The organism is Planococcus koreensis, assembly GCF_004761975.1.
GTDB classification, from domain to species: Bacteria; Bacillota; Bacilli; order Bacillales_A; family Planococcaceae; genus Planococcus; species Planococcus koreensis.
Genome location: NZ_RQII01000017.1, coordinates 1 through 20,441, shown reverse-complemented (window position 1 = coordinate 20,441; position 20,441 = coordinate 1). Strand labels below are relative to the sequence as shown.

The following is a 20,441-nucleotide window of genomic DNA, read 5'->3' as shown; positions in this document are numbered from 1 at the left end:
GCAGTTTCCGGATGATGGATGGCTTCGGCGTCCATGCGTTCCGCTTTGTCAACGCGGAAGGGAAATCCCATTTTGTGAAATTCAACTGGAAATCGACCCTCGGTGTGCATTCCCTCGTATGGGACGAAGCACAGAAGATTTCAGGCAAAGACCCTGATTTTAACCGCCGAGATTTATATGAAGCAATCGAGAACGGAGATTATCCTGAATTCGAATTAGGGGTTCAAATTATTCCGGAAGAAGATGAACATAAATTCGACTTTGATTTGCTGGATGCTACCAAACTGTGGCCGCAGGAAGAAATCCCGATTCAAATTGTCGGCAAGATGACCCTGAACCGCAATGTCGACAATGTTTTCGCAGAAACGGAGCAAGTAGCATTCCATGCGGGGCATGTTGTTCCTGGAATCGATTTTTCCAACGATCCACTGTTGCAGGGGCGCTTGTTCTCCTATACAGACACGCAATTGATCCGCCTTGGCGGCCCGAATTTCCATGAACTGCCGATTAACCGCCCAGTGTGCCCATTCCACAACAACCAGCGCGACGGCTACGGGCGCCAGACAATCAACCGCGGGCAAGTATCCTACCATAAAAATGGCTTAGCCAATAACACGCCTGCACCAGCAAGCCCGGCGGATGGCGGCTTCGAACATTATCAGGAAAAAATGGAAGGGCGCAAAGTTCGTGCGCGCAGCGAAAGCTTCAAAGACCATTTTTCACAGGCTGCGATGTTCTGGAACAGTATGTCTGCGCCAGAAAAAGAGCATATCATCGAGGCTTTCAGTTTCGAACTTGGAAAATGCAAAGAGAAAGTGGTGCGCCAAAATGCGGTAGACATGTTCGCAAACGTAAACCTTGAAATGGCTCAAACCGTAGCAAAAAATGTCGGGGCAGTGCCGCCGGAAAGCGGCAACACTGAGATTGGCAAAACTTCTCCGGCCTTAAGCCAGGAAAATACGATCAAAACGCCAGCGACCCGTAAAGTCGGCGTCCTGCTTGGAGACGGCTTTGAAGATAAAGAAGTATCGAAAGTATTCGACGCATTGAAAGCTAAAGGGCTTCAAGTGGAGATTGTCAGTGAAATGCAAGGGATGGTCACAGGCAAGAACGGCGGCGAGTTTGAAGTGGACCATACGTTTACGACAGCGGATCCGGTGCTGTATGACGCAATTTATGCGGTCGGCAGTGCATCAGTGAGCCGGAAGTTTGCCAAAGAAGCAGCGCGTTACGTAGGTGAAGCCTTCGACCATTACAAACCTGTCGGTGCGACGCATGATGGCATGAAATGGATCGAAGCCGCCCACATGCAAGGCCAGCCAGGCGTTATAACCGGCTCTGCAGACGGCAGCTTTGCAGCTGATTTTATTGCTGCGATCACCAAGCATCGCCATTGGGACCGCCAAGTAGAATAAGATTTCTCATTATAATCCTTTAGTCCTTAAAATGCAATAAAATGTTTGAGTGATTTTGAGGTGGGTATTCCAAGACTAGGCAAGATTTTTCGCAATACAAAAATTTAGGTACACATAAAAAAATTGGAGGAATAGAAAATGGCCAACAATAAATTTATGGGAACTTTCGACACTGAATCAGAGGTATTAAGAAAAATCGAAGAATTGAGAGAGCAAGGCATTTCTGAAGATCATATGTACGTCATGGCGCATGATAAAGAACAGCTGTCCATGGTAAGAGGGCGCACGGACGTGGATTACAAATCTGCAGAAGGCGGCTGGATGGATAAATTCATGGGCTTCCTTTCAGGCAATGAACCGGTTCGTGAAGCATTCTCAGGCATGGGTGTAGATGATCAGGAAGCAGACCGTTATTACCAGGATGTCCAGAATGGCAAGATTTTGCTGTTTGTCGATCAGGAGATCGGTACGAATTACGACTCAAAAGATAGTGATATCGACCGCAATGTGTACGGCGATCCAGGGAATAATACAACAGGTGCCGCAGGCTATGTCGGCGCAACCGGTGGAACTGCCGGCTATGGCGACTCAGGAATGGTCGGGCGCGACGGCTTGACAGTGGATACAAACGAATCGAACGACGTCAACTACCACCGGGAACGCGGTGAGCGCGGCCTGACAGATGACGATGATTTGGCCGCTTCAGAGCGTCAAAATACTAACGAAACCGCTGGAGTCGGCGAAGACAGAGGCACAGGCTTCGGTTTAGGGCCAGGTGTTTCAGTAGATGGCGAAACTAGCAAAGACCGTGATACAGACCGGTTTGACACTACAAATGGAATGGAGCGCGATACCTTGAATAGAGACAACGAACGCTATACAGATACAGATCGAACAGCAGCTGATTTCTCTGGCACGGAAGAAGAACGCCTTCGCCTTCACGAAGAACGTTTGCATGTGAACAAAGACCGTGTACAGACCGGAGAAGTTAATGTCGGCAAACACACAGTGGAAAACGAACAGACGATTGACGTACCGGTAGAACGCGAAGAGATATATGTTGAACGGCGTCCGGTAAACGAAGAAGTTAATGGCGCTACAGCAGATGCTTACCAAGAAGGCGATAACATTCACATTCCATTGACAGAAGAACGCGTCAATGTTTCAAAAACTGATGTGGTCAGTGAAGAAATCGTAGTCGGTAAAAAGAAAGTCCAAGACACGGAAACAGTTCGTGAAACTGTCCGCAAAGAAGAAGCTGATATTGACGAAGGTGCTTCTTTTACCAATAAAAACAAAAAAGATACAACTTTGTCCGATCTTGATGATGACGATTTAGACGGCAACCGCAAAGAACATTTTTAAGCAGAGCATGCAAAGAGAGGCGGGGGGAATCCCCGCCTTTTTGCATGCAAACATGTATACTGGAAGAAAGGCAGGAGGGATTTTGAATGGATGGCAAGAAAAGAAGTGACGTAAAACCTGGGCTGGAAGTCAATGTAATTTTAAAACAAGACCAGCGAAGCGGCAAAAAAACGCAAGGCATCGTTAAAGATTTATTGACCAATTCCGCGACACATCCACATGGCATCAAGGTGAGGCTTCAAGACGGCCAAGTTGGCAGGGTCTGTGAAATCATCAGTCCGAAATAAACCGCGTACAGGCAGTGCTTGCTGTATTGCGGAAAAGGGTTCATTCACATGAACCCTTTTTTACGTCAGAAAATTATTTGCCGGCGGACTTCAAGTTTTCCCTGCATCTTAAAAAACAGCAAATAAATATCGCGCAGCCATGGTAAAATAGAAGGAATGAAAGTGCGAAGGAGTATCTGCCGTATGAGCGATTTTTTTGAACGCAAACAACAACAGCTCGGCGTCGAGCTGAACAAAATACAGCGCAAAGCAGTGGAGCGGACTGAAGGCCCTTTGCTTCTTCTGGCATGCCCGGGATCTGGCAAGACCACAACAATGATCATGCGCATCGGTTACTTGATCGAAGAGAAAAAGGTGCCGGCGCATCGCATCAAAGCGATAACATTCAGCAAAGCCTCAGCTGTTGATATGCAGGAACGCTATATACGTTTTTTCCCTGCGCTTGCACCTGTGGATTTTTCGACCATCCATAGCCTGGCTTTCCAAATCACCCGCGAGTATTTGTCGGAACTGCGCTATGTCATGATTGAAGGCAGCGAAAGCAACGGACTCCATAAAAAACGGCTGCTGCGGGAAATGTTTGAAACCGAAGTCGGAGAGCCTATAACAGAAGACCAATTGGACGAATTGACTTCATTCATCAGCTTTGTGAAAAACAAAATGACACCGCGCAGCGAGTGGAAAAAGTTGAAGGCACCTTTTGAAGGCGCCATTGAAATACTAAAGACTTATGAAGCATTCAAAGAAAACTATGACGTTAGGTTAGTGGACTTTGACGATATGTTGTCGCTCGCGAACGAAGCGTTGGAAAAAGACAAAGCGCTCCTGAAAAAATACCAGCAGCGATGGGATTACGTGATGACCGATGAAAGCCAGGACACATCGATGATCCAGCACGCCATCGTCGAAAAGCTGGTGGCGCGCCATCAAAACCTCTGCGTTGTCGCTGATGACGATCAATCGATTTATACGTGGCGCGCGGCAGAGCCCACTTATTTATTGAAGTTCAAAACGGTTTATCCGAACGCTTACGTAATGAAGATGGAACGCAATTACCGGTCCACGAAAAATATTGTCGATGCCGCGAATTTATTCATCAAGACGAATAAGAAGCGCCATGACAAGAATATGTTCACCAAACAGCCGGAAGGCCAGCCAATCGTCATCAAACGGCTGGTTTCAGAAGATGCACAATTCAAATACCTGATGAAGGAATTGAAAGAACTGGACAATTTCGGCGAAGTAGCGATTTTGTACCGCAATAATTCATCATCCACGTTATTGATGAGCGAACTCGACCGGATGGGCATCCCGTTCTATATGAAAGACGGGGACAACCGGTTCTTCTCCCATTGGATTGTTGAAGACATGCTGAATTTTATGCGTTTCAGCTTAAAGCCGGAGCGCATCGATATATATTCGAAAATCGCTTCTAAAACCAATGCCTATTGGTCAGGAAGCCAATTGAAGTTCATGGCGAAGATGAAGCCGTCGGTAACCAATGCCTTTGATGAAATCAACCGCCACATCACTTTGAAGGATTACCAAATCCGGATATTGGGCGAGCAGAAGAAGTGGTTCGAAGCGCTGAAAGGCATGCAGCCGCTGAAAGTCATCCGCACCATACGGGCAGATCTGGGCTATGACCAGATGCTCGCAAGCCGCGCGGAAAAATTCGGGATGCGGCTGCAATACCTGGAGCAAATCCTGGTAACACTGGAGCAGATAGCAGCCCCGCTTGGCAGCATGATGGAATTTGCGAAGCGCCTGAAGGAATTGGAGCAAGTGACACAGGCAGCTAAAGCCGAAAAAACCGATGACATGCTGACACTTTCGACATTTCACAGCTCCAAAGGTTTGGAATTTGATCGGGTGTACATGATCGACCTGGTGGAAGGGATCATCCCGACAGAAGAAGACACAGAGCAGGCGGATCTTCTTGAAGAGGCGCGGCGGCTGTTTTATGTCGGGATGACCCGCGCGAGAAATCACCTGGAATTGATCAGCTACGACAGTGAATCCCGTTTTGTCGATGAAGTGCGGGATGTGGCGATTGCAGCAAAACCAGCTCTTAAGAAGGCTGCCGCAAAAGTGCAGCAGGCTGTCAAAGTGAAAGTGCCTGACAATCCGAATGCTGTAAAGGATGGCGGTGAACTAGTGGCGGGAGCGACTGTACGGCATCGTGTGTTCGGGGCAGGTGAAATCGTCGAACGTGACCATGAACGCCTGGTCATCCAATTTGCCAAAGAACGGAAAGAGCTGTTAATCGATATTTGCGTGAGCTACAAGCTGCTTGAAGTCATCGGGTAATTAGCCAGGCTCATAGAAGAGATCAGAGAACGCGGGGAACTGAAAAATGAAGATTAGAGATTGGAATAGGAATTTGAAAGTTCGCCTCGTCGGCGAATTTTTCATGAATACAAGTTACTGGATGGTCTTCCCGTTTCTCGCTATTTACTTTGCGGAAGAATTCGGGAAAAGTACGGCCGGCTTGCTGCTTGTCGTGTCGCAAGTTTTTTCAGTAGCTGCTAATTTAGTCGGCGGATATTGCGCAGACAGGTTCGGGCGGCGCACAATGCTCGTCGTAGCATCGATCGGCCAAGGCTTTGCGTTTTTGCTGTTCGCTTATGCCAATTCGCCTTGGCTCGAATCACCCATTCTCGGGTTTATCGCCTTTACGATAGCAGGCATGGGCGGTTCGCTCTATTGGCCGGCCAGCCAGGCGATGATTGCGGACGTCATTCCGGAGAAATACAGAAGCGATGTCTTTGCGATTTTCTATACTACCTTGAATATTGCAGTCGTGGTCGGGCCATTGTTCGGGGCGGTACTGTTCTTCTCGTACCGTTTTGAATTGCTGCTGATTGTTGCGGTCATTTCGATGATCCTCGGCACTGTCTTAAGGCTTTATACCAATGAAACCTTGCCGCAAAGCGTCATAGACAAATGGCAACGGGAAGAATCAGTCGGCGTGCTCGGAGCAGTAGGGAAGCAAGTGAAGGAATACGGCGTCATTTTCAAGGACAAGCTTTTCCTGTTATTCGTCATTGCCGGCATTCTGGGTGCCCAGACGTTCATGCAGCTGGACTTGTTGATTCCTGTCTTCTTGAAGGAAACAATCGATGAACAGACCGTTGCTGCATTCATGGGCCGTGAACTGACAGTGACGGGTGAAACATCATTCGGTGTCCTATTGTCTGAGAACGGGTTGCTGGTTGCGCTGTTTACAGTCATCATCACCAGATGGATGACCAGATTCCGAGAAAAATGGGTTTTCTTCATGTCAGCGATTCTCTATGGCGTCTCGATGCTTATTTTCCCGATTACGTCATGGTTTTGGATGTTCGTGTTGGCGATGGCGGTCTTCACTTTTGCGGAATTGATGGTTGTCGGCGTCCAGCAGAGCTTTATCTCGAAGCTGGCGCCGGAAGAAATGCGCGGCCAGTATTTTGCGGCAGCGAGTCTGCGGTACACGATCGGGCGCATGATTGCGCCGTTATCGATTCCGATGACAGCATGGTTCGGCTTCGGCTGGACGTTTACCATTTTGGCGCTGTTGGCATTCGCAAGCGGCGTCATCTATTACTGGATGTTCCAGCTATTTGAAAAACAGCCTTCCCATTTATAAGGAAAGGCTGTTTTTTATGCGTATTTTTAACTTTAAGAGTCTTTTTTAACCATGCGCAGAAGCATGTGAGCCAGCATATGCTGCTCTTCTTTTGAGCCGACTTTCCATAATTCCTGAAGCAGATATTCTTCACGGTTTTTAGGGTCTTCGTTTTTCGCTAGGTAGCCCGCGACTTTTTCAGTGATTTGAGCCAGGCGTTCTTCGCTCAATCCCATTTTTTCGCCCAGTTCAACTTTTGATCCGAGGTAATTCTTAAAGTGATCAAAATTGGCTAAGATTTCTTCTTTCTTTTCGTCATCAAAATGCTTTAACTTATCTTCAACTTGTTTGTCTACATTTTCCAATTTTTACACGCTCCTTTAATTTTCATTGCACTCTTTATTTACCTCATTGGACAGAATTTAAACGTCTGAATAATGAAAAAAAGAAGGTGAACGACAGTTTAATATAGAACTCATAGGGTAAGGAGTTAAATAGCACGGATTTTAAGGAGGATGAGGATTATATGACATTATATGATGAAATTCAGGAGTTGAAAGCGTTCCGTTGTGATGATCGCTGTGTACTGAGTATCTATCTAAATACCAATCCTGCAGATTCAGAAGCCCAGAACGGCGCTTGGAAAATCCATTTGAAAAACGGCCTGAAAAAGCTTGATGAATACCTTTCCGCTTCGCGCGATGAAAAAGAGATAAATGCTTATCGGGAATTGAAGAAAAAAGTCGAACGTGAAATTACCGATCATCAAGGAGAATTATTGAAAGGGGTCGTCATTTTCGCTTCGCCTCATGAGAATTTATGGTGGGTGCGTTATGTCCAGATTCCGGTGAAAAATAATTTCCATTGGGAAGAAACTCCGCAATTGGACCAATTGCGCTATATGTATAAAGCGTATCCTTATGCAGGAGTCGTCATGCCGAGCTTGCGCGGGATCCGGGTACTGGATACGTCGATGGGCATTATCAACGAAGAGTTCTTTTATGAATTCGATTCGGGCCTTGAGGTCTGGACGGAGCAGAGAGGCGTCCGAAGTTCTGGGCGGGTTTCTGGTGTAGGGTCTTCCGGAGGCGGCGCATCCGGCGGCAGCACGCCGGTCAGCGGAGGCGGGAGCCCGGTGGATGAGCTGGACCACCGTTTGAAAGAAAATCTTGACCGCTTTTATAAAGACATGGGCGGCAAAATCGAAAAGTTGAAAAAAGAGCGCAGATGGGAAGAAGTGCATGTCGTCGGAGACGCCGAACATGCTAAATCCTTTGCCAAATCGCTTCAAGACAAGCCGAAAAGCTGTGTCTATAAAAATCTGATGAACAACGATCCAGGGAAAATCCTGCACGAAGTATTTGAAGTCTAAGCTGAAAGCTCCGGGGCAATAATGCGCCGGAGCTTTTAATTTGGCTGAGGGCAGTATGTGCAGGGTCCGAATTCAGGAAGTTCCTTATAAAGGCAACACGTCTTGCGAAGCGGACCAGAAACGGCGCGGCCGAGTGGAACATCTCCCAGCAGCTTGTTCAAATAAGATGTTTTGATAGGCTGCCAATTAGAGGGTTCCAACAGCCATTCCATATCTTCTGCGGCTTTTCTGGGATTTGAGCGTTCAATTCCGGCATAAAGCCAGATGATGGATCCCAAGATGTTCTCCCATAAGATGATGGGTGAAATTTTGGCGTGTTGCCGAAACTCTTGTATCAATGAATCGACTTGCTCGACCAATACATCATGCATCGCTTCAAAGCGTTGAGCGGGTTGAACGTGCGTGTAGAAAAGGGAAGAGGCATGGGTCTGCAGCAAGTGAAAGCCGTAGTTGAAGCTGCGGTCAAATTTCAACTCACGCCAGGAACAAGCGAAATAAGCATTCTGATGTGCCAGCAGATCGAACTGGGCAGAGATGAAAAGTGCGTATTGGCGGAAGAAATACGAAATTGCCACACCGTCGTTGTCTGTCTGGGCCCATTCTTTCAATTCCATGATTAAACTTGGAAAATCGCCTGATAGCGCTTGCTGCGGTTCACGGTCGATCGAAACCGATTGGGCGGCGAGTGTGTATTTAAGCTGTTGCGGAAAAGCCATCTGTGGTCACTCCTTTTTTTATATGCTACGGGATGCGGGAAGGATTTGCAAAACAGAAAGGCGAAAGAATAATAAAGAGCTTCGAGAAGTATAGAGAAGCTGGAGGAGGAAATGGAATGGCATTCAATATTACAAAAATTGATCACGTGCAAGTAGCCGCGCCCAAAGGCTGCGAGGAACAAGCACGCAATTTTTATAGCGGAATCTTAGGGATGAAGGAATTGGAAAAGCCCGAACCGCTGCAGGCAAGAGGCGGGGCGTGGTTTGAAATTCCGGGATTTCAGCTTCATGTCGGTGTCGAAGAACCGTTCGAACCGGCGAAAAAAGCACATCCTGCGTTCGTTGTAGAAGGGTTTGATGAGTTGAAAGCTCATCTGCTGGAAAAAGGGATAGCGGTGAAGGATGACACAAGCATTCCGGGGAGCATCCGATTTTTCGCAGCGGACCCATTCGGCAATCGCCTGGAATTTCTGAAACAAGCGATGGCTTCCCAGTAAAGGGAAAAAGCTTGCCTCACCGCCGATTAACAGGCGGGAAGGCAAGCTTTTATTCGTTTTCAGCTAGATATTAAACAGTCTGCAATGCTACAGCAGGGCCGAAGAATTCAAAGTGGATCTGATCTTCGTTCATGCCAAGTGCGCGCAGTTCCTGAATCATGGCTTCCATGAATGGTACAGGTCCGCAAACATACACTTCGCCTGAAACATCGACGTATTCCGCAAGAAGCTCACGTGTGATGTAGCCTGAAGGCTCATCAGAGTAGAGCGTTTTATAAGTTGCGTTGTCCATGGACGCTGTGTATTTCCGGATGTCCTGGTCGAATGCATGGAATGATTCATTGCGTGCAGCGTGCAAGAAAGCAGTTGGGCGTTCCGGTGTCATTGTAGCAACCGTTTCGAACATGCTCATCATGGGTGTGATGCCAACGCCGCCGCTGACGAATGCCACCGGAGATTTTTTCTCCGTATCGAGAACGAACTCTCCTGCTGGCGCGCTGACTTCGAGGCGGTCGCCGACATTTACTTCTTCGTGAAGGTACACGGAAACGCGCCCGTTTGGATCGTTATCCGCTTCGCGTTTGACGGAAATGCGGAACTCGTCTTCCTTGGAAGCCTGTGACAAGCTGTATTGGCGGATCATCGTGTATTTTTCACCTGGAATCGACATGCGCACTGAAATATATTGGCCTGGCTGATAAGCAGGGACATTCGAACCTTCAGCCGGTTTCAAGTAGAACGAAGTAATATTGCCGCTTTCTTTCTCTTTGCGTGCAACAATAAAGTCTTTGAAGAATTTCCAGCCATTTTCCTGGCTTTCCACTTTTTCATACATATCTTTTTCAACGCCGATGAATGCGTCAGCAATCACGCCATATGCTTCTGCCCAAGCATTGATGATGTCGTCAGTCGCAGCATCGCCCAATACTTCTTTGATCGCTTTCAATAGATACTCGCCGACAATCGGATAATGTTCGGGTTTGATGCCAAGGCTCACGTGTTTATTGGCGATTTGCACGACTGCTGGAAGAATGGCTTCTAAATTATCAATATGCACCGCTGCCGCGTATACGGTATTTGCCAAAGCGGCCTGCTGGCGCCCTTTTGCTTGGTTTGCATGATTGAAGATATTTAAAAGTTCCGGATGTGCTTCGAACATATTTTTGTAAAAGACCGTTGTAATCGCTGTGCCGTGTTCTTCTAATACAGGTACTGTCGCTTTGATAATTGATTTTGTCTCTGCTGATAACATTGTCAATCGCTCCTTTTGTTTTCTATATCTTGACTATATACCTCATGGAGAATTAAAGATATATTTAAAATACATCTTTAAAATTTAGACACATTTGCATTCACAAAAAAGCCACATAAAAACAGCCTGCTGAATACAGACTGCTTATATGTGGATCATCTCAAATTCGTATTTATCATTTTGGCATGTCCATCGCGGGTCCGAAGAACTCATAATGGATATGGTCTTCCGGCATGCCGATATTGCGCAGTTCCCGGATCATGCTGACCATGAATGGAACGGGCCCGCAGACGTAGGCTTCACCTGTGGGATCAACCGTTTCTTCAAGCAAAGCGTGCGTGATAAAGCCATCCGGTTCATCCGAATAGACGGTTTTATAAGTAACATCCTGCATTCCTTCGGCATATTTGCGGATATCTTCATCAAATGCATGCTGGCTTCGGTTTCTTGCGCCGTGAAGAAAAGTGGTTTTTCTTTCCGGAGAAGAATCGGCGACACTTTCGAACATGCTCATCATCGGTGTGATGCCGACGCCGCCGCTGATAAATGCAACAGGGCTTGTCTTTGTCTCATCGAGGACAAAGACGCCTGCAGGGGCGCTGGCTTCAAGCTGCCCGCCCGCTTCAATTTCTTTGTGCAGGTAATTCGACACGACGCCGTTTGGATCGTTATCGGCTTCACGCTTGACGGAAATGCGGAATTCATCCGGCTTTGAAGCCTGTGACAAACTATACTGGCGGATCATCGTATATTTTTCACCGGGAATCAGGACGCGTACCGAGATGTATTGCCCCGACGTGTATTTCGGCACGTTCGATCCATCGGCAGGCTTTAAATAGAATGAAGTGATCACTTCACTTTCTTTCACTTTCCGGGCAACCGTAAAGTCCTTAAAATAAATCCAGCCATTTTCCTGCGCCGCTGTTTTCTGGTACATGCTTTTCTCGACGCTGATAAAGGCATCTGCAATAACGCCGTAAGCATCCGACCAGGCTTGGATGATTTCATCTGTCGCGGCATCGCCAAGCACTTCTTTCATAGCGAGCAAAAGATGGGCACCGACAATGGGATAATGTTCCGCTTTAACACCCAGGCTGACATGCTTGTGGCCGATCTGGATAACAGCTGGCATGATTTCTGCCAGGTCATCAATATGAATTGCCGCGGCGTAAACTGTTTTCGCAAGCGCTGTCTGCTGGCGTCCTTGCGCTTGGTTCGCATGATTGAAAATGTTCAGCAATTCGGGATGTTCTTCAAATAAGCGTTGATAAAAACGGGTTGTAATCGTAACACCATGATCTTCTAAAACAGGGGCAGTCGATTTGATGATTGTTCTGGTTTCCTCAGATAACATGAAATCCGCTCCTTCATATATGATGCGCCAATCCGGATTTCTTTTCCGCCGATCCCTAAATGCGTATAATGAAGAAGCAGGGAAGGTGAAAAGATGAGACTGACAATGTACACCGATTACTCGTTGCGTGTATTGCTGTATTTGGGCTCGAAACAAGATGGGAAATTATCGACGATACAAGAAATTTCCGATGCTTATAATATATCGAAAAATCATTTGATGAAAGTGACGTTCGAACTCGGCAAAGCCGGCTTTATCCATACCGTGCGCGGCCGCGGCGGCGGAATCCGCTTGGCGGATCTGCCGCAGAACATCAATGTCGGCACAGTCGTCCGCAGGATGGAAGATGACTTCCATTTGGTCGAATGCTTCGACCGCGAGCATAACCGCTGCCCGATTGCGCCGGTATGCGGACTGCGGGGCGTGCTTGGAAAAGCGCTGCACGCCTATCTGGCAGTTCTTGATGAATACACATTAGAAGATCTGCTGTTCAACCGCGAAGGGCTGCGCCAGATTTTGAATACATAAAAACGGCTCGATTATTCGAGCGTTTTTGTGTTTTACAAGTCGATTGACTGCGGCTCTTCGCCTTTTTTATTGATCAGGCGGACGCGTGTCGGCTTGATCGCCAGTATCAGCAGGTTCGGATCATCCGGACCTGTAAACCAGCCTTTTAGATGGTCGTTCCAGACTTTATCAATCATGCCGGCATCGTCGTGCATGCCCATCTGGCCTTCGATTTCCAGGAAAGCATCCCCGACGCCTTCGCCTTCATAGCCAAGAAGGATGTGGGCATTCGGGTTATTTTCCAATTCATCGACTTTCTGTGTCTTTTTGCTGGTTGGCGTATATAAAGTGAATTCGTCATTAAAGAATGTCATATAGCGTGAATGCGGTTTGCTGTCCTTCACCGTCGACAGGACACCTACGCGGCTAGCATCCAAAATATCGAGCGCTTGCTTTTTTAATTCAGATTGATTCATTTTTTCCACTCCTTTGATTTTATGTGATATTCCTGTTATTCCTGTTTAACTCAATGCTAAACATAAAAAGCCCGCAGAGCGCGGGCTTAATGAATAGTTTCGACTATTTTTGGTGTTCGGTTGAATGCGCTTGGCAGCACCATGCCGACCAAAATGACGCCAATGCCGACTACTTGGAGAAGGGTAAGCGTCTCACTTAAAATCAGTACGGATGCGACAATAGCCACTGGCAATTCCATGGCGCTTAAAATAGAAGCTAAGCCGGAACCGGTATGAGGGACCGCGATGGAAAAGAAATAGATCGGCATGATAATGCCGAAAAATCCTAGAAGCAATCCGTAAATCCATAAGCCTTCAGAAAAGAGTTGTCCGTTCCAGACGATTTCCGGCGTCTGGAACATGCCGACGACGATTGCCGCAAACAGCGAAACATAGAAAAGCCGCGCGGAGGTATCCATTCCTTCGACCTTTTTTCCATTGAAAAACATGAATGCCGAGAAGCAGAAAGCCGCGCCAATTCCCCACGCCCATCCTTGCCATGCGATTCCGCTAAGATCGGCATCGATGACACCGGCTGCGAGCAGTGTTCCCCCGAATAATAAGATAAGGGAAAGCGTTTCAGTGCGTTTCAGCCGTCTCCGTTTTACGATGCAGTCCAAAAACATGCCGATCCAAGTGAATTGGAAAAGCAGGACGACCGCAAGGGAAGCTGGCAGGTACTCCAGTGATTGGCCATAGACCATTCCTGTCGCCGCTGTGCAGGATCCGGATAATACGAGTATTTTCCATCCGCGCAAGCGCGGGAATTTGCGTTGTGTAACTGCAAATAAGAGGGCTGCTAAAAAGAAGCCCACAAAATATTGGCTGGTAACCGCTTCGGCAGCAGTAAAACCGTTCTGCATCGCCACTTTAATAATGGTGGAAAGAACGCCATAACAACTTGCCGCAACAACGACCATGACCGGGTAAATCCAGTTTTTCATGATAAGCCACTCCTGTTCATCAGGATATCATATCACAAAAAAACAGCCCAGCGTCAGCCGGACTGTTCTTCAGAAAAGTGGGTCTATTCTGCCGCTTTATCCAGGGAATTTTTCTTCGCTGGAGGAATTGTCCTTCGTTGAGCGAGGGTTTCCTTCATCTTCCATATCCTGCTTCAAATCTTCAAGCGGGATGGAATCCACAGTTTCTTCTTCCTTAAACATTTCATGCATGGTTTTCTTATCAGTCTTGACTTGCTCTGGGTTATCCATCGGCGTGCCTGGCTGTTTTTCGCGTTCTTCTTCAAATGGCTTTTTATCTGGCAAAGAAAGCACCTCTTCCTTTTAATGTGTTATCTCTTTATTCCTTTAAATGGCGGATTTAAAACATATCCATCATAAAATTCAAGTTTATAGCAGACGAAAGGGTGGTTGAGGAACAGGCTTTATCGCTTGTTTAATAATATGGTAAAATAGAATCAAGTACGAGAGGAGTTTTCAAATGGCTACACAACCTTCATTGATTGTCGGTGGATTAAGCTTCGAATGGAATCTGGAAGAAGGCCGGTTTTTGTTCGAAGGGCAGGATTCAGTCTTATTTTGGACTTCCACCGCTTTAAAAATGTTTTTTGATACGATTGAAGAGATTTCAGGGAAAGATGCGGCCAATATCGTTATGGAATCGACGGGATTCCGCCAAGGGCAATTGGTAGGCCAATACTTTTCCGGGATGGAAAATGTGACGGTTTCGGGCGCAGCTGGACTCATTACCAATACATATGCCTCCGCCGGTTGGGGGCTTGCGGAAATCAGCGAAATGGACGAACAGCAGAAAACGCTGAAAGTGAGTTTGAAAAATAGCTGGGAACATAAAATCAATGTAGCGCAAGGGAAGAAAACAGGTGGGTGTTTCCTGCCTGCCCATTATGCTGGGATTTTCACCGAGTTGTTCGGAGAAAACATTTGGTACCGGGTGCTGCACCACCAGATAGAGGGTTTTAACGAAACGCTGATTGAATATTACCCTTCCGAAGAAAACATCGAGAAGAATATCCATCGCTTGGCACGTGAAAAGGAAGCCGAGGAAATTCAGCGTCTGGAACTCCAAGTGGAGGAAAAGACCGCGGAACTTAACACGCTCATTAGGGAAATTTCATCGCCGATCATTCCGGTGCTTGATGATATTGTCGTCGTGCCGCTGCTTGGCACTTATGATGAAGCGCGCGCGGAAGAACTGCTTGTGAAAACATTGCAGAACCTGCCAAGATACAAAGCGAAATACCTCGTACTGGATTTGACAGGGCTGAATGCAGAATTCACGCATCAAGCGGCTGGCCTAATCGACAAATTGGGCACCACAGCCTCATTGATCGGCAGCCAAGCCATCCTGGTCGGAATATCCCCACATATGAGCATGATCATTACGGAAACCGGTTTGAATTTATCGAAATTTCAATGCTTCCATACTTTGCAGCATGGCATCCATTACGCCTTAGCACAAAACGGGAGAACCATTATTTGAAATGCGGAAACGGCCGCTAAGATTTGACAGGCATAAAACGGACCAGCGAAGTGGCGCTCTTTGCCACACAGCTGGGCTGGTTTATGACCCGAGAATCTGGCCGTTGCAGCTGGACAATAAAAAAAGCGCCCGCGGGCGCTTTTTTATTTTGCCGATTGAACGATTTCGATGATGACTTGTGTCGCTTTTTCCATGTTTTCAGCTGAGATGAACTCGTATTTCCCGTGGTAGTTTTCGCCGCCGGTGAAGACATTCGGTGTCGGCAAGCCCATATACGATAATTGCGAGCCATCTGTGCCGCCGCGCACGGGCACGATGTTCGGCGTGATGCCGAGTTTCTTCATCGCAGCTTCTGCAGCGTCGACGATTTCCATCGACGGTTCGATTTTTTCGCGCATATTGTAATACTGGTCTTCAAGCTCCAACGTGATTGCATCGGCACCGAATTGTTCTTGCAGCTTCGCTGCAACAGCTTTCATATGCGCTTTCTTCGCTTCAAACTTCTCTTTATCGAAATCACGGATGATATACGAAAGCACCGCTTTTTCGACATCGCCCTTGAAACTATTCAAGTGAATAAAACCTTCATAGCCCTCTGTCCGTTCAGGCACTTCGTTTTTCGGCATTTCTTCCTGGAATAGAATCGCCACTGTCTGGGCATTGACCATCTTGTCTTTGGCAGATCCCGGATGGACGCTTTTCCCTTGGACGGTTAATTTTCCGCCAGCGGCATTGAAGCTTTCGTACTGCAATTCGCCAAGCGGGCCGCCGTCCATCGTATACGCGTAATCTGCTCCGAAACGGGCAACATCGAATTTATGCGGGCCGCGTCCGATTTCTTCATCCGGTGTGAATGCCACACGGATTTTGCCATGCTCGATTTCAGGATGCTGCAGCAAGTATTCCATTGCTGTCATGATTTCAGCGACGCCGGCTTTATTGTCAGCACCGAGCAATGTCGTGCCGTCAGTCGTGATCAAGGTATGGCCGACGTAGTTTTTCAAGTCAGGGAAGTCGGCGACGGTCATTGCCACGGTGTCGCTGAGCTGAATGTCGTTGCCGTCGTAATTTTCAATGCGCTGCGGATTGACGTTTTTGCCGGTGAAATCCGTCGCCGTGTCGACATGCGCCAGGAAGCCGATGACCGGCAGCTGCTTATCGGTAGTGGCAGGCAATGTGCCGAAAAGATAGCCATGTTCGTCCATGCCAACTTCTTGGAGGCCGATGCGGTTCATCTCATTTTCAAGTTCGCGCAGCAAATTCCATTGGCCAGGAGTCGACGGCGTTTCGTTGTTCTCAAAATCGGATTGCGTATCAATTTTTGCATAGCGCACAAGGCGCTCGATCAAAGTTTCAATCATCAAATGTTCCCCCTAGATATGTATTGCTTTAAGTTTAGCATGATAAGAGAGAATTTTGGGAATACGGCGATGGAAAATGGAAATACGCTCTATTGCGGTTGAAATACGCTCTGCAAATCGAGAAATACGCCCCATAAACAGCAGAATACGCTCTGCAACGAGGAAAATACGCTTCTAGCCAATAAAAAAAGACAGCGTCGCCGCTGCCTTCCGTTGAAAATATTTAGTTTTTTGCTGCTAATGCTTGGGCGTGCGCTTGTTTGATTTCACTTAACAGAGAAGCGTCTGTCAACAAACGGTAGCCGGTGTTCGCCAGCGCTTTGGCACCGCGGATCAACGCTTCATTGCCTAAATCCGACTTTGCGGCTTCCCGGAACTCCGGCGTGTGGCCAATCAAGTCATCGGGACCGATTTTGATGTAAGGATGCGCCGTTGGGACGACATGGCTGATGTTGCCGGCGTCCGTGGAACCGAGCCCGTAATTGCGCGACTCCGCTACATGTTCGCCGACCGCTTCCAATTCATCGCGTAAAATCGAATCCAGGAGGGGAGTGGGAACCAAGTCTTTCACTTCGTTTTGGAAACGGACGATTTTCACGCTGGCGCCCGTTGCAAGTGCGGCGCCTTCAGCAATCGCGCGGATCTTCGTCGCGGTATCCGCCGTTTTTTTCCATGAATCGCCGCGGATGTAAAATCTCGCCGCGGCGTATTCCGGAATGATGTTCGGTGCATCGCCGCCGTGGGTGATGATACCGTGGACGCGGGCGTCGGACGGCAATTGCTGGCGCAGCGCATTGATGCTGTTGAAAAGCTGCAAGACTGCATCAAGCGCGTTAATGCCTTGTTCCGGAGAGCCGGCAGCGTGTGCCGGCTTGCCATAGAAATGGAATTCCAACGGATCCACTGCCAGCGAATTGCCGGTCAATGCCGTTTTCCCTGAAGGGTGGATCATCAGCGCCGCATCGATGCCTTCGAGCAGCCCGTGTTTCACAAAGCTGCCTTTCGCGCTGCCGTGGGGTCCGCCTTCTTCAGCAGGGGTGCCGAGCACAACGACGCGTCCGCCGGTTGAAGCGAGCGTTTCCGACAACGCAATAGCAGCTGCAACGCTTGTCGTGCCGATGATATTATGGCCGCAGGCATGGCCAAGGCCGGGCAATGCATCGTATTCCGCAAGAAAAGCGATGGACGGGCCGGGAAGCTCGCCGCCGAAGCTTGCGTAAAAGGCGGTTTCGTGGCCGGCAACGCCCGTTTCGACAGTGAAGCCGGCCTCTTCAAGCAGCTCCACTAAGGTCTTGCTGGCAAAAAACTCTTCATTGCCGATTTCAGGTTTGGCGTGTATCGCTTGGCTGGCGCGGATGTACGCCTCTTGCTTGGAATCGATCGACTGGGAAATGGCCTGGACGTTTTCTTTGGCAATGGTCATTGGAATTCCTCCTCAAGAATTATTGATAATCAACAAGTTCTTCAACTGAAACGAATGTCGGGATTTGCGCGCCTTTCGTGTGCTCGATGATGAATTCTTTCGTGTCTTCCTGCTGATAAAGTTCAACTATTTTCAGGAAATCCGGATCTTCTGCATTTTCTTCACTCGCTGCGATCAAGTTGATGTACGGTGTCGCTGTTTCACTTTCGCGGGCAATCGGGTCTTCGGTAGGGTTCAATCCGGCATCGACTGCAATGCCGTTATTGATGATGGAAGCGGCAACGTCACCCATAGCACGCGGTGTTTGGCCGGAAATCATCGGCACGATTTCAAGTTTTTTCGGGTTATCTGTAATGTCATCAGCTGTGCCTGTCAAACCGGCTTCATCTGCAAGTTCGATCAAGCCAGCTTCTTCAAGAAGCAGCAAGGCGCGGCCCATGTTCGTCGCTTCATTCGGTACGGCAATCTGTGAACCTTCAGGCAGTTCGTCGATCGATTCGTGCTTTTCAGAGTAAAGGCCCATCGGCGCAATAACGGTCGAGCCGATCGGAACGATATCAAGTTTATGTTCTGCAACGAATTCATCGAAATAAGAAATCGTTTGGAAAGCATTCAAATCAAGTTCGCCTTCTGCCAAAGCGATGTTCGGCGCTACGTAATCAGAGAACGTCACGATTTCTAGGTCGATTCCTTCTTTTTCAGCTTTCTCAGCGATGTGGTCCCAAATAGTCGTATCCGAGCCGCTGATGCCCAATGTGACTTTCCGGTTGCCGTCTGCGCCTTCTTCGTCATTGCCGCAAGCTGCGAGCAACAAGGCAAGGATTGTTATCAATAAAAGAGCTGTCGTTTTTTTCATTTGAGATTCCTCCAATAGTGGGTTTGAGTTGTATCGAATTTTATCTTCTTCGAACTTGTTTAGACAATAAGTTGCCGGCGGATTGGACGCCTTGCACCAGGACGACGAGAATCGCTACGGTGATGACCATGACCATCGTGTCGAAACGCTGATAGCCGTAAGTGATGGCGAGGTCGCCGAGTCCGCCGCCTCCGATCGCGCCTGCCATTGCAGATGCGCCGATCAAGCCGACAATGGCGATTGTCAGGGCGAGCACGAGTGAGCTCAATGCTTCCGGAATCAAAAAGCGGAAGATGATCTGGGCCGGTGAGGCGCCCATCGCTTGCGCCGCTTCAATGACGCCTTTATCGACTTCAAGCAGCGAGTTTTCGATCAAGCGGGCGATGTACGGACCGGCGTAGAAGACCAGCGGGACAATTGCTGCTGCTGTACCGATCGATGTGCCGACAATCAGCCGCGTCAGCGGGATGATGGCGACCATCAAGATGATGAATGGCACGGAACGGAAAATATTGATGATGATGTTCAATACTTTGGATACGGGTTCGTTGGCCAGCAAATGACCTTTGCGGGTGACGACCAGCAAGATGCCGAGAGGGAAGCCGATCAACAGGGAGAAGAAGAATGACGCACTGGTCATATAAACGGTTTCCCACAGCGCTTCCAAGATTTGTTCGTTATCAACTAGCATAATGCTGCACCTCCTCGACCTTTACGGTGTCACTGCGGATTGCCGTCAGCGCGTTTTGGATCTCGGCAGCTGGACCGGTGAATTCGACAATCAGGTTGCCGTACGGTTCGCCTTGCAGTTCAGTAATGTTGCCGAATAAAACATTCAAGTCCAAATTGAAATCACGTGAAATGCGGGACATCAGCGGCTGCCGACCGATGAGCCAGTGAATTGGATGCGGTAAATGGAATGGCTGCGCGATGGATCCTGCAATTGCTCCAGCAGCGACGGCGGCAGCTCATCGTTCATGACGGAGCGGACGAAACGCTGGGTGGTCGGCTGCTGCGGATTGGTGAAGACATCGAACACGGTTCCTTTTTCGATGACTTTTCCGGCTTCCAGCACCGCGACTTTGTCGCAGATTTCACGGATAACGCCCATTTCATGCGTGATGAGCAGGATCGTGATGTTGTATTCCCGGTTGATGCGGCGCAGCAATTCCAGAATCGACTGGGTCGTCTGCGGATCAAGAGCGGAAGTCGCTTCATCGCATAGCAGTACGGAAGGATTGGTGGCCAGCGCCCGGGCGATGCCGATGCGCTGTTTTTGGCCGCCCGATAATTGATCCGGGTATTTTTCTGCTTGGTCAGCCAAGCCGACAAACTCAAGCAAGTTTTTCACTTGCTCCTTGATCTTGTTCTTCGGCGTATTTGCCAGCAGCAGCGGCATGGCGACGTTGTGGTAAACCGTTTTCGAATTCAGCAGATTGAAATGCTGGAAA

20 protein-coding genes and 1 pseudogene are annotated in these 20,441 nt (G+C 48.3%); 9 read left to right on the top strand and 12 right to left on the bottom strand.

Annotation, left to right across the window (positions count from 1 at the left end):
* The 5 genes from EGV91_RS03990 to EGV91_RS03970 form a co-directional block, all read left to right on the top strand.
* A partial coding sequence (locus EGV91_RS03990; protein ID WP_135500891.1) for a catalase occupies positions 1 to 1,415 on the top strand: 1,415 nt, incomplete at its 5' end.
* Positions 1,416 to 1,553: 138 nt separating this feature from the next.
* Positions 1,554 to 2,780, top strand: coding sequence for a DUF2382 domain-containing protein (locus EGV91_RS03985; protein WP_135500889.1), 1,227 nt, complete (start codon positions 1,554 to 1,556; stop codon positions 2,778 to 2,780).
* An 86-nt stretch (positions 2,781 to 2,866) separates the two neighbouring features.
* Positions 2,867 to 3,067 carry a YwbE family protein gene (locus EGV91_RS03980; RefSeq protein WP_135500887.1) on the top strand — a complete coding sequence of 67 codons (201 nt, stop codon included), beginning with the start codon at positions 2,867 to 2,869 and terminating at the stop codon, positions 3,065 to 3,067.
* Positions 3,068 to 3,250: 183 nt separating this feature from the next.
* Entirely contained in the window at positions 3,251 to 5,377 is a 2,127-nt protein-coding gene (locus tag EGV91_RS03975; protein WP_135500885.1) for an ATP-dependent helicase, read from the top strand.
* Positions 5,378 to 5,423: 46 nt separating this feature from the next.
* Entirely contained in the window at positions 5,424 to 6,695 is a 1,272-nt protein-coding gene (locus tag EGV91_RS03970) for an MDR family MFS transporter (protein ID WP_175580265.1), read from the top strand.
* 32 nt (positions 6,696 to 6,727) lie between these two features.
* On the opposite strand, the gene EGV91_RS03965 is transcribed toward EGV91_RS03970, so the two are convergent.
* Positions 6,728 to 7,039, bottom strand: a complete 312-nt coding sequence (locus tag EGV91_RS03965; protein ID WP_135500883.1) for a DUF3243 domain-containing protein — start codon at positions 7,037 to 7,039, stop codon at positions 6,728 to 6,730.
* A gap of 161 nt (positions 7,040 to 7,200) precedes the next feature.
* On the opposite strand from EGV91_RS03965, the gene EGV91_RS03960 reads away from it, so the two are divergent.
* Complete coding sequence (locus EGV91_RS03960; RefSeq protein WP_135500881.1) at positions 7,201 to 8,046, top strand: VLRF1 family aeRF1-type release factor; 846 nt, start codon at positions 7,201 to 7,203, stop codon at positions 8,044 to 8,046.
* Between the two features lie 35 nt (positions 8,047 to 8,081).
* Here the strand turns inward: EGV91_RS03960 and EGV91_RS03955 are convergent, their stop codons facing one another.
* Positions 8,082 to 8,762 carry an IucA/IucC family C-terminal-domain containing protein gene (locus EGV91_RS03955; RefSeq protein ID WP_135500879.1) on the bottom strand — a complete coding sequence of 227 codons (681 nt, stop codon included), beginning with the start codon at positions 8,760 to 8,762 and terminating at the stop codon, positions 8,082 to 8,084.
* Positions 8,763 to 8,878: 116 nt separating this feature from the next.
* Here EGV91_RS03955 and EGV91_RS03950 point away from each other — a divergent pair, with 116 nt between their 5' ends.
* Positions 8,879 to 9,259, top strand: coding sequence for a VOC family protein (locus tag EGV91_RS03950; RefSeq protein ID WP_135500878.1), 381 nt, complete (start codon positions 8,879 to 8,881; stop codon positions 9,257 to 9,259).
* Positions 9,260 to 9,329: 70 nt separating this feature from the next.
* Here EGV91_RS03950 and hmpA (EGV91_RS03945) read toward each other — a convergent pair whose 3' ends face one another.
* Positions 9,330 to 10,511 carry an NO-inducible flavohemoprotein gene (gene hmpA / locus EGV91_RS03945; protein WP_135500877.1) on the bottom strand — a complete coding sequence of 394 codons (1,182 nt, stop codon included), beginning with the start codon at positions 10,509 to 10,511 and terminating at the stop codon, positions 9,330 to 9,332.
* Positions 10,512 to 10,686: 175 nt separating this feature from the next.
* Positions 10,687 to 11,865, bottom strand: coding sequence for an NO-inducible flavohemoprotein (gene hmpA / locus EGV91_RS03940; protein ID WP_135500876.1), 1,179 nt, complete (start codon positions 11,863 to 11,865; stop codon positions 10,687 to 10,689).
* A 93-nt stretch (positions 11,866 to 11,958) separates the two neighbouring features.
* On the opposite strand from hmpA (EGV91_RS03940), the gene EGV91_RS03935 reads away from it, so the two are divergent.
* Positions 11,959 to 12,393, top strand: coding sequence for an RrF2 family transcriptional regulator (locus EGV91_RS03935; protein ID WP_135500875.1), 435 nt, complete (start codon positions 11,959 to 11,961; stop codon positions 12,391 to 12,393).
* A 32-nt stretch (positions 12,394 to 12,425) separates the two neighbouring features.
* Here EGV91_RS03935 and EGV91_RS03930 read toward each other — a convergent pair whose 3' ends face one another.
* From EGV91_RS03930 to EGV91_RS03920, 3 genes are all read right to left on the bottom strand, one after another.
* Positions 12,426 to 12,848 carry a pyridoxamine 5'-phosphate oxidase family protein gene (locus tag EGV91_RS03930; protein WP_135500874.1) on the bottom strand — a complete coding sequence of 141 codons (423 nt, stop codon included), beginning with the start codon at positions 12,846 to 12,848 and terminating at the stop codon, positions 12,426 to 12,428.
* Between the two features lie 86 nt (positions 12,849 to 12,934).
* On the bottom strand, positions 12,935 to 13,831 hold the full coding sequence (locus EGV91_RS03925; protein ID WP_175580264.1) for an EamA family transporter: 897 nt from the start codon (positions 13,829 to 13,831) through the stop codon (positions 12,935 to 12,937).
* 96 nt (positions 13,832 to 13,927) lie between these two features.
* Complete coding sequence (locus EGV91_RS03920; RefSeq protein WP_135500872.1) at positions 13,928 to 14,155, bottom strand: hypothetical protein; 228 nt, start codon at positions 14,153 to 14,155, stop codon at positions 13,928 to 13,930.
* Between the two features lie 175 nt (positions 14,156 to 14,330).
* Here EGV91_RS03920 and EGV91_RS03915 point away from each other — a divergent pair, with 175 nt between their 5' ends.
* On the top strand, positions 14,331 to 15,350 hold the full coding sequence (locus EGV91_RS03915; RefSeq protein ID WP_135500871.1) for an STAS domain-containing protein: 1,020 nt from the start codon (positions 14,331 to 14,333) through the stop codon (positions 15,348 to 15,350).
* Between the two features lie 143 nt (positions 15,351 to 15,493).
* Here EGV91_RS03915 and pepT read toward each other — a convergent pair whose 3' ends face one another.
* From pepT to EGV91_RS03890, 5 genes and pseudogenes are all read right to left on the bottom strand, one after another.
* Positions 15,494 to 16,711, bottom strand: coding sequence for a peptidase T (gene pepT / locus EGV91_RS03910; protein WP_135500870.1), 1,218 nt, complete (start codon positions 16,709 to 16,711; stop codon positions 15,494 to 15,496).
* A 223-nt stretch (positions 16,712 to 16,934) separates the two neighbouring features.
* Positions 16,935 to 18,134 (bottom strand): M20 family metallopeptidase, encoded by a 1,200-nt coding sequence (locus tag EGV91_RS03905; protein WP_135500869.1) that lies wholly within the window; start codon positions 18,132 to 18,134, stop codon positions 16,935 to 16,937.
* A gap of 19 nt (positions 18,135 to 18,153) precedes the next feature.
* Complete coding sequence (locus tag EGV91_RS03900; RefSeq protein ID WP_135500868.1) at positions 18,154 to 18,990, bottom strand: MetQ/NlpA family ABC transporter substrate-binding protein; 837 nt, start codon at positions 18,988 to 18,990, stop codon at positions 18,154 to 18,156.
* Positions 18,991 to 19,030: 40 nt separating this feature from the next.
* A complete protein-coding gene (locus EGV91_RS03895) occupies positions 19,031 to 19,681 on the bottom strand; it encodes a methionine ABC transporter permease (protein ID WP_135500867.1) in 651 nt (216 codons plus the stop codon).
* Positions 19,671 to 20,441: pseudogene (locus EGV91_RS03890) on the bottom strand (methionine ABC transporter ATP-binding protein); the annotation flags it as partial. The gene EGV91_RS03895 and the pseudogene EGV91_RS03890, both read right to left, overlap by 11 nt.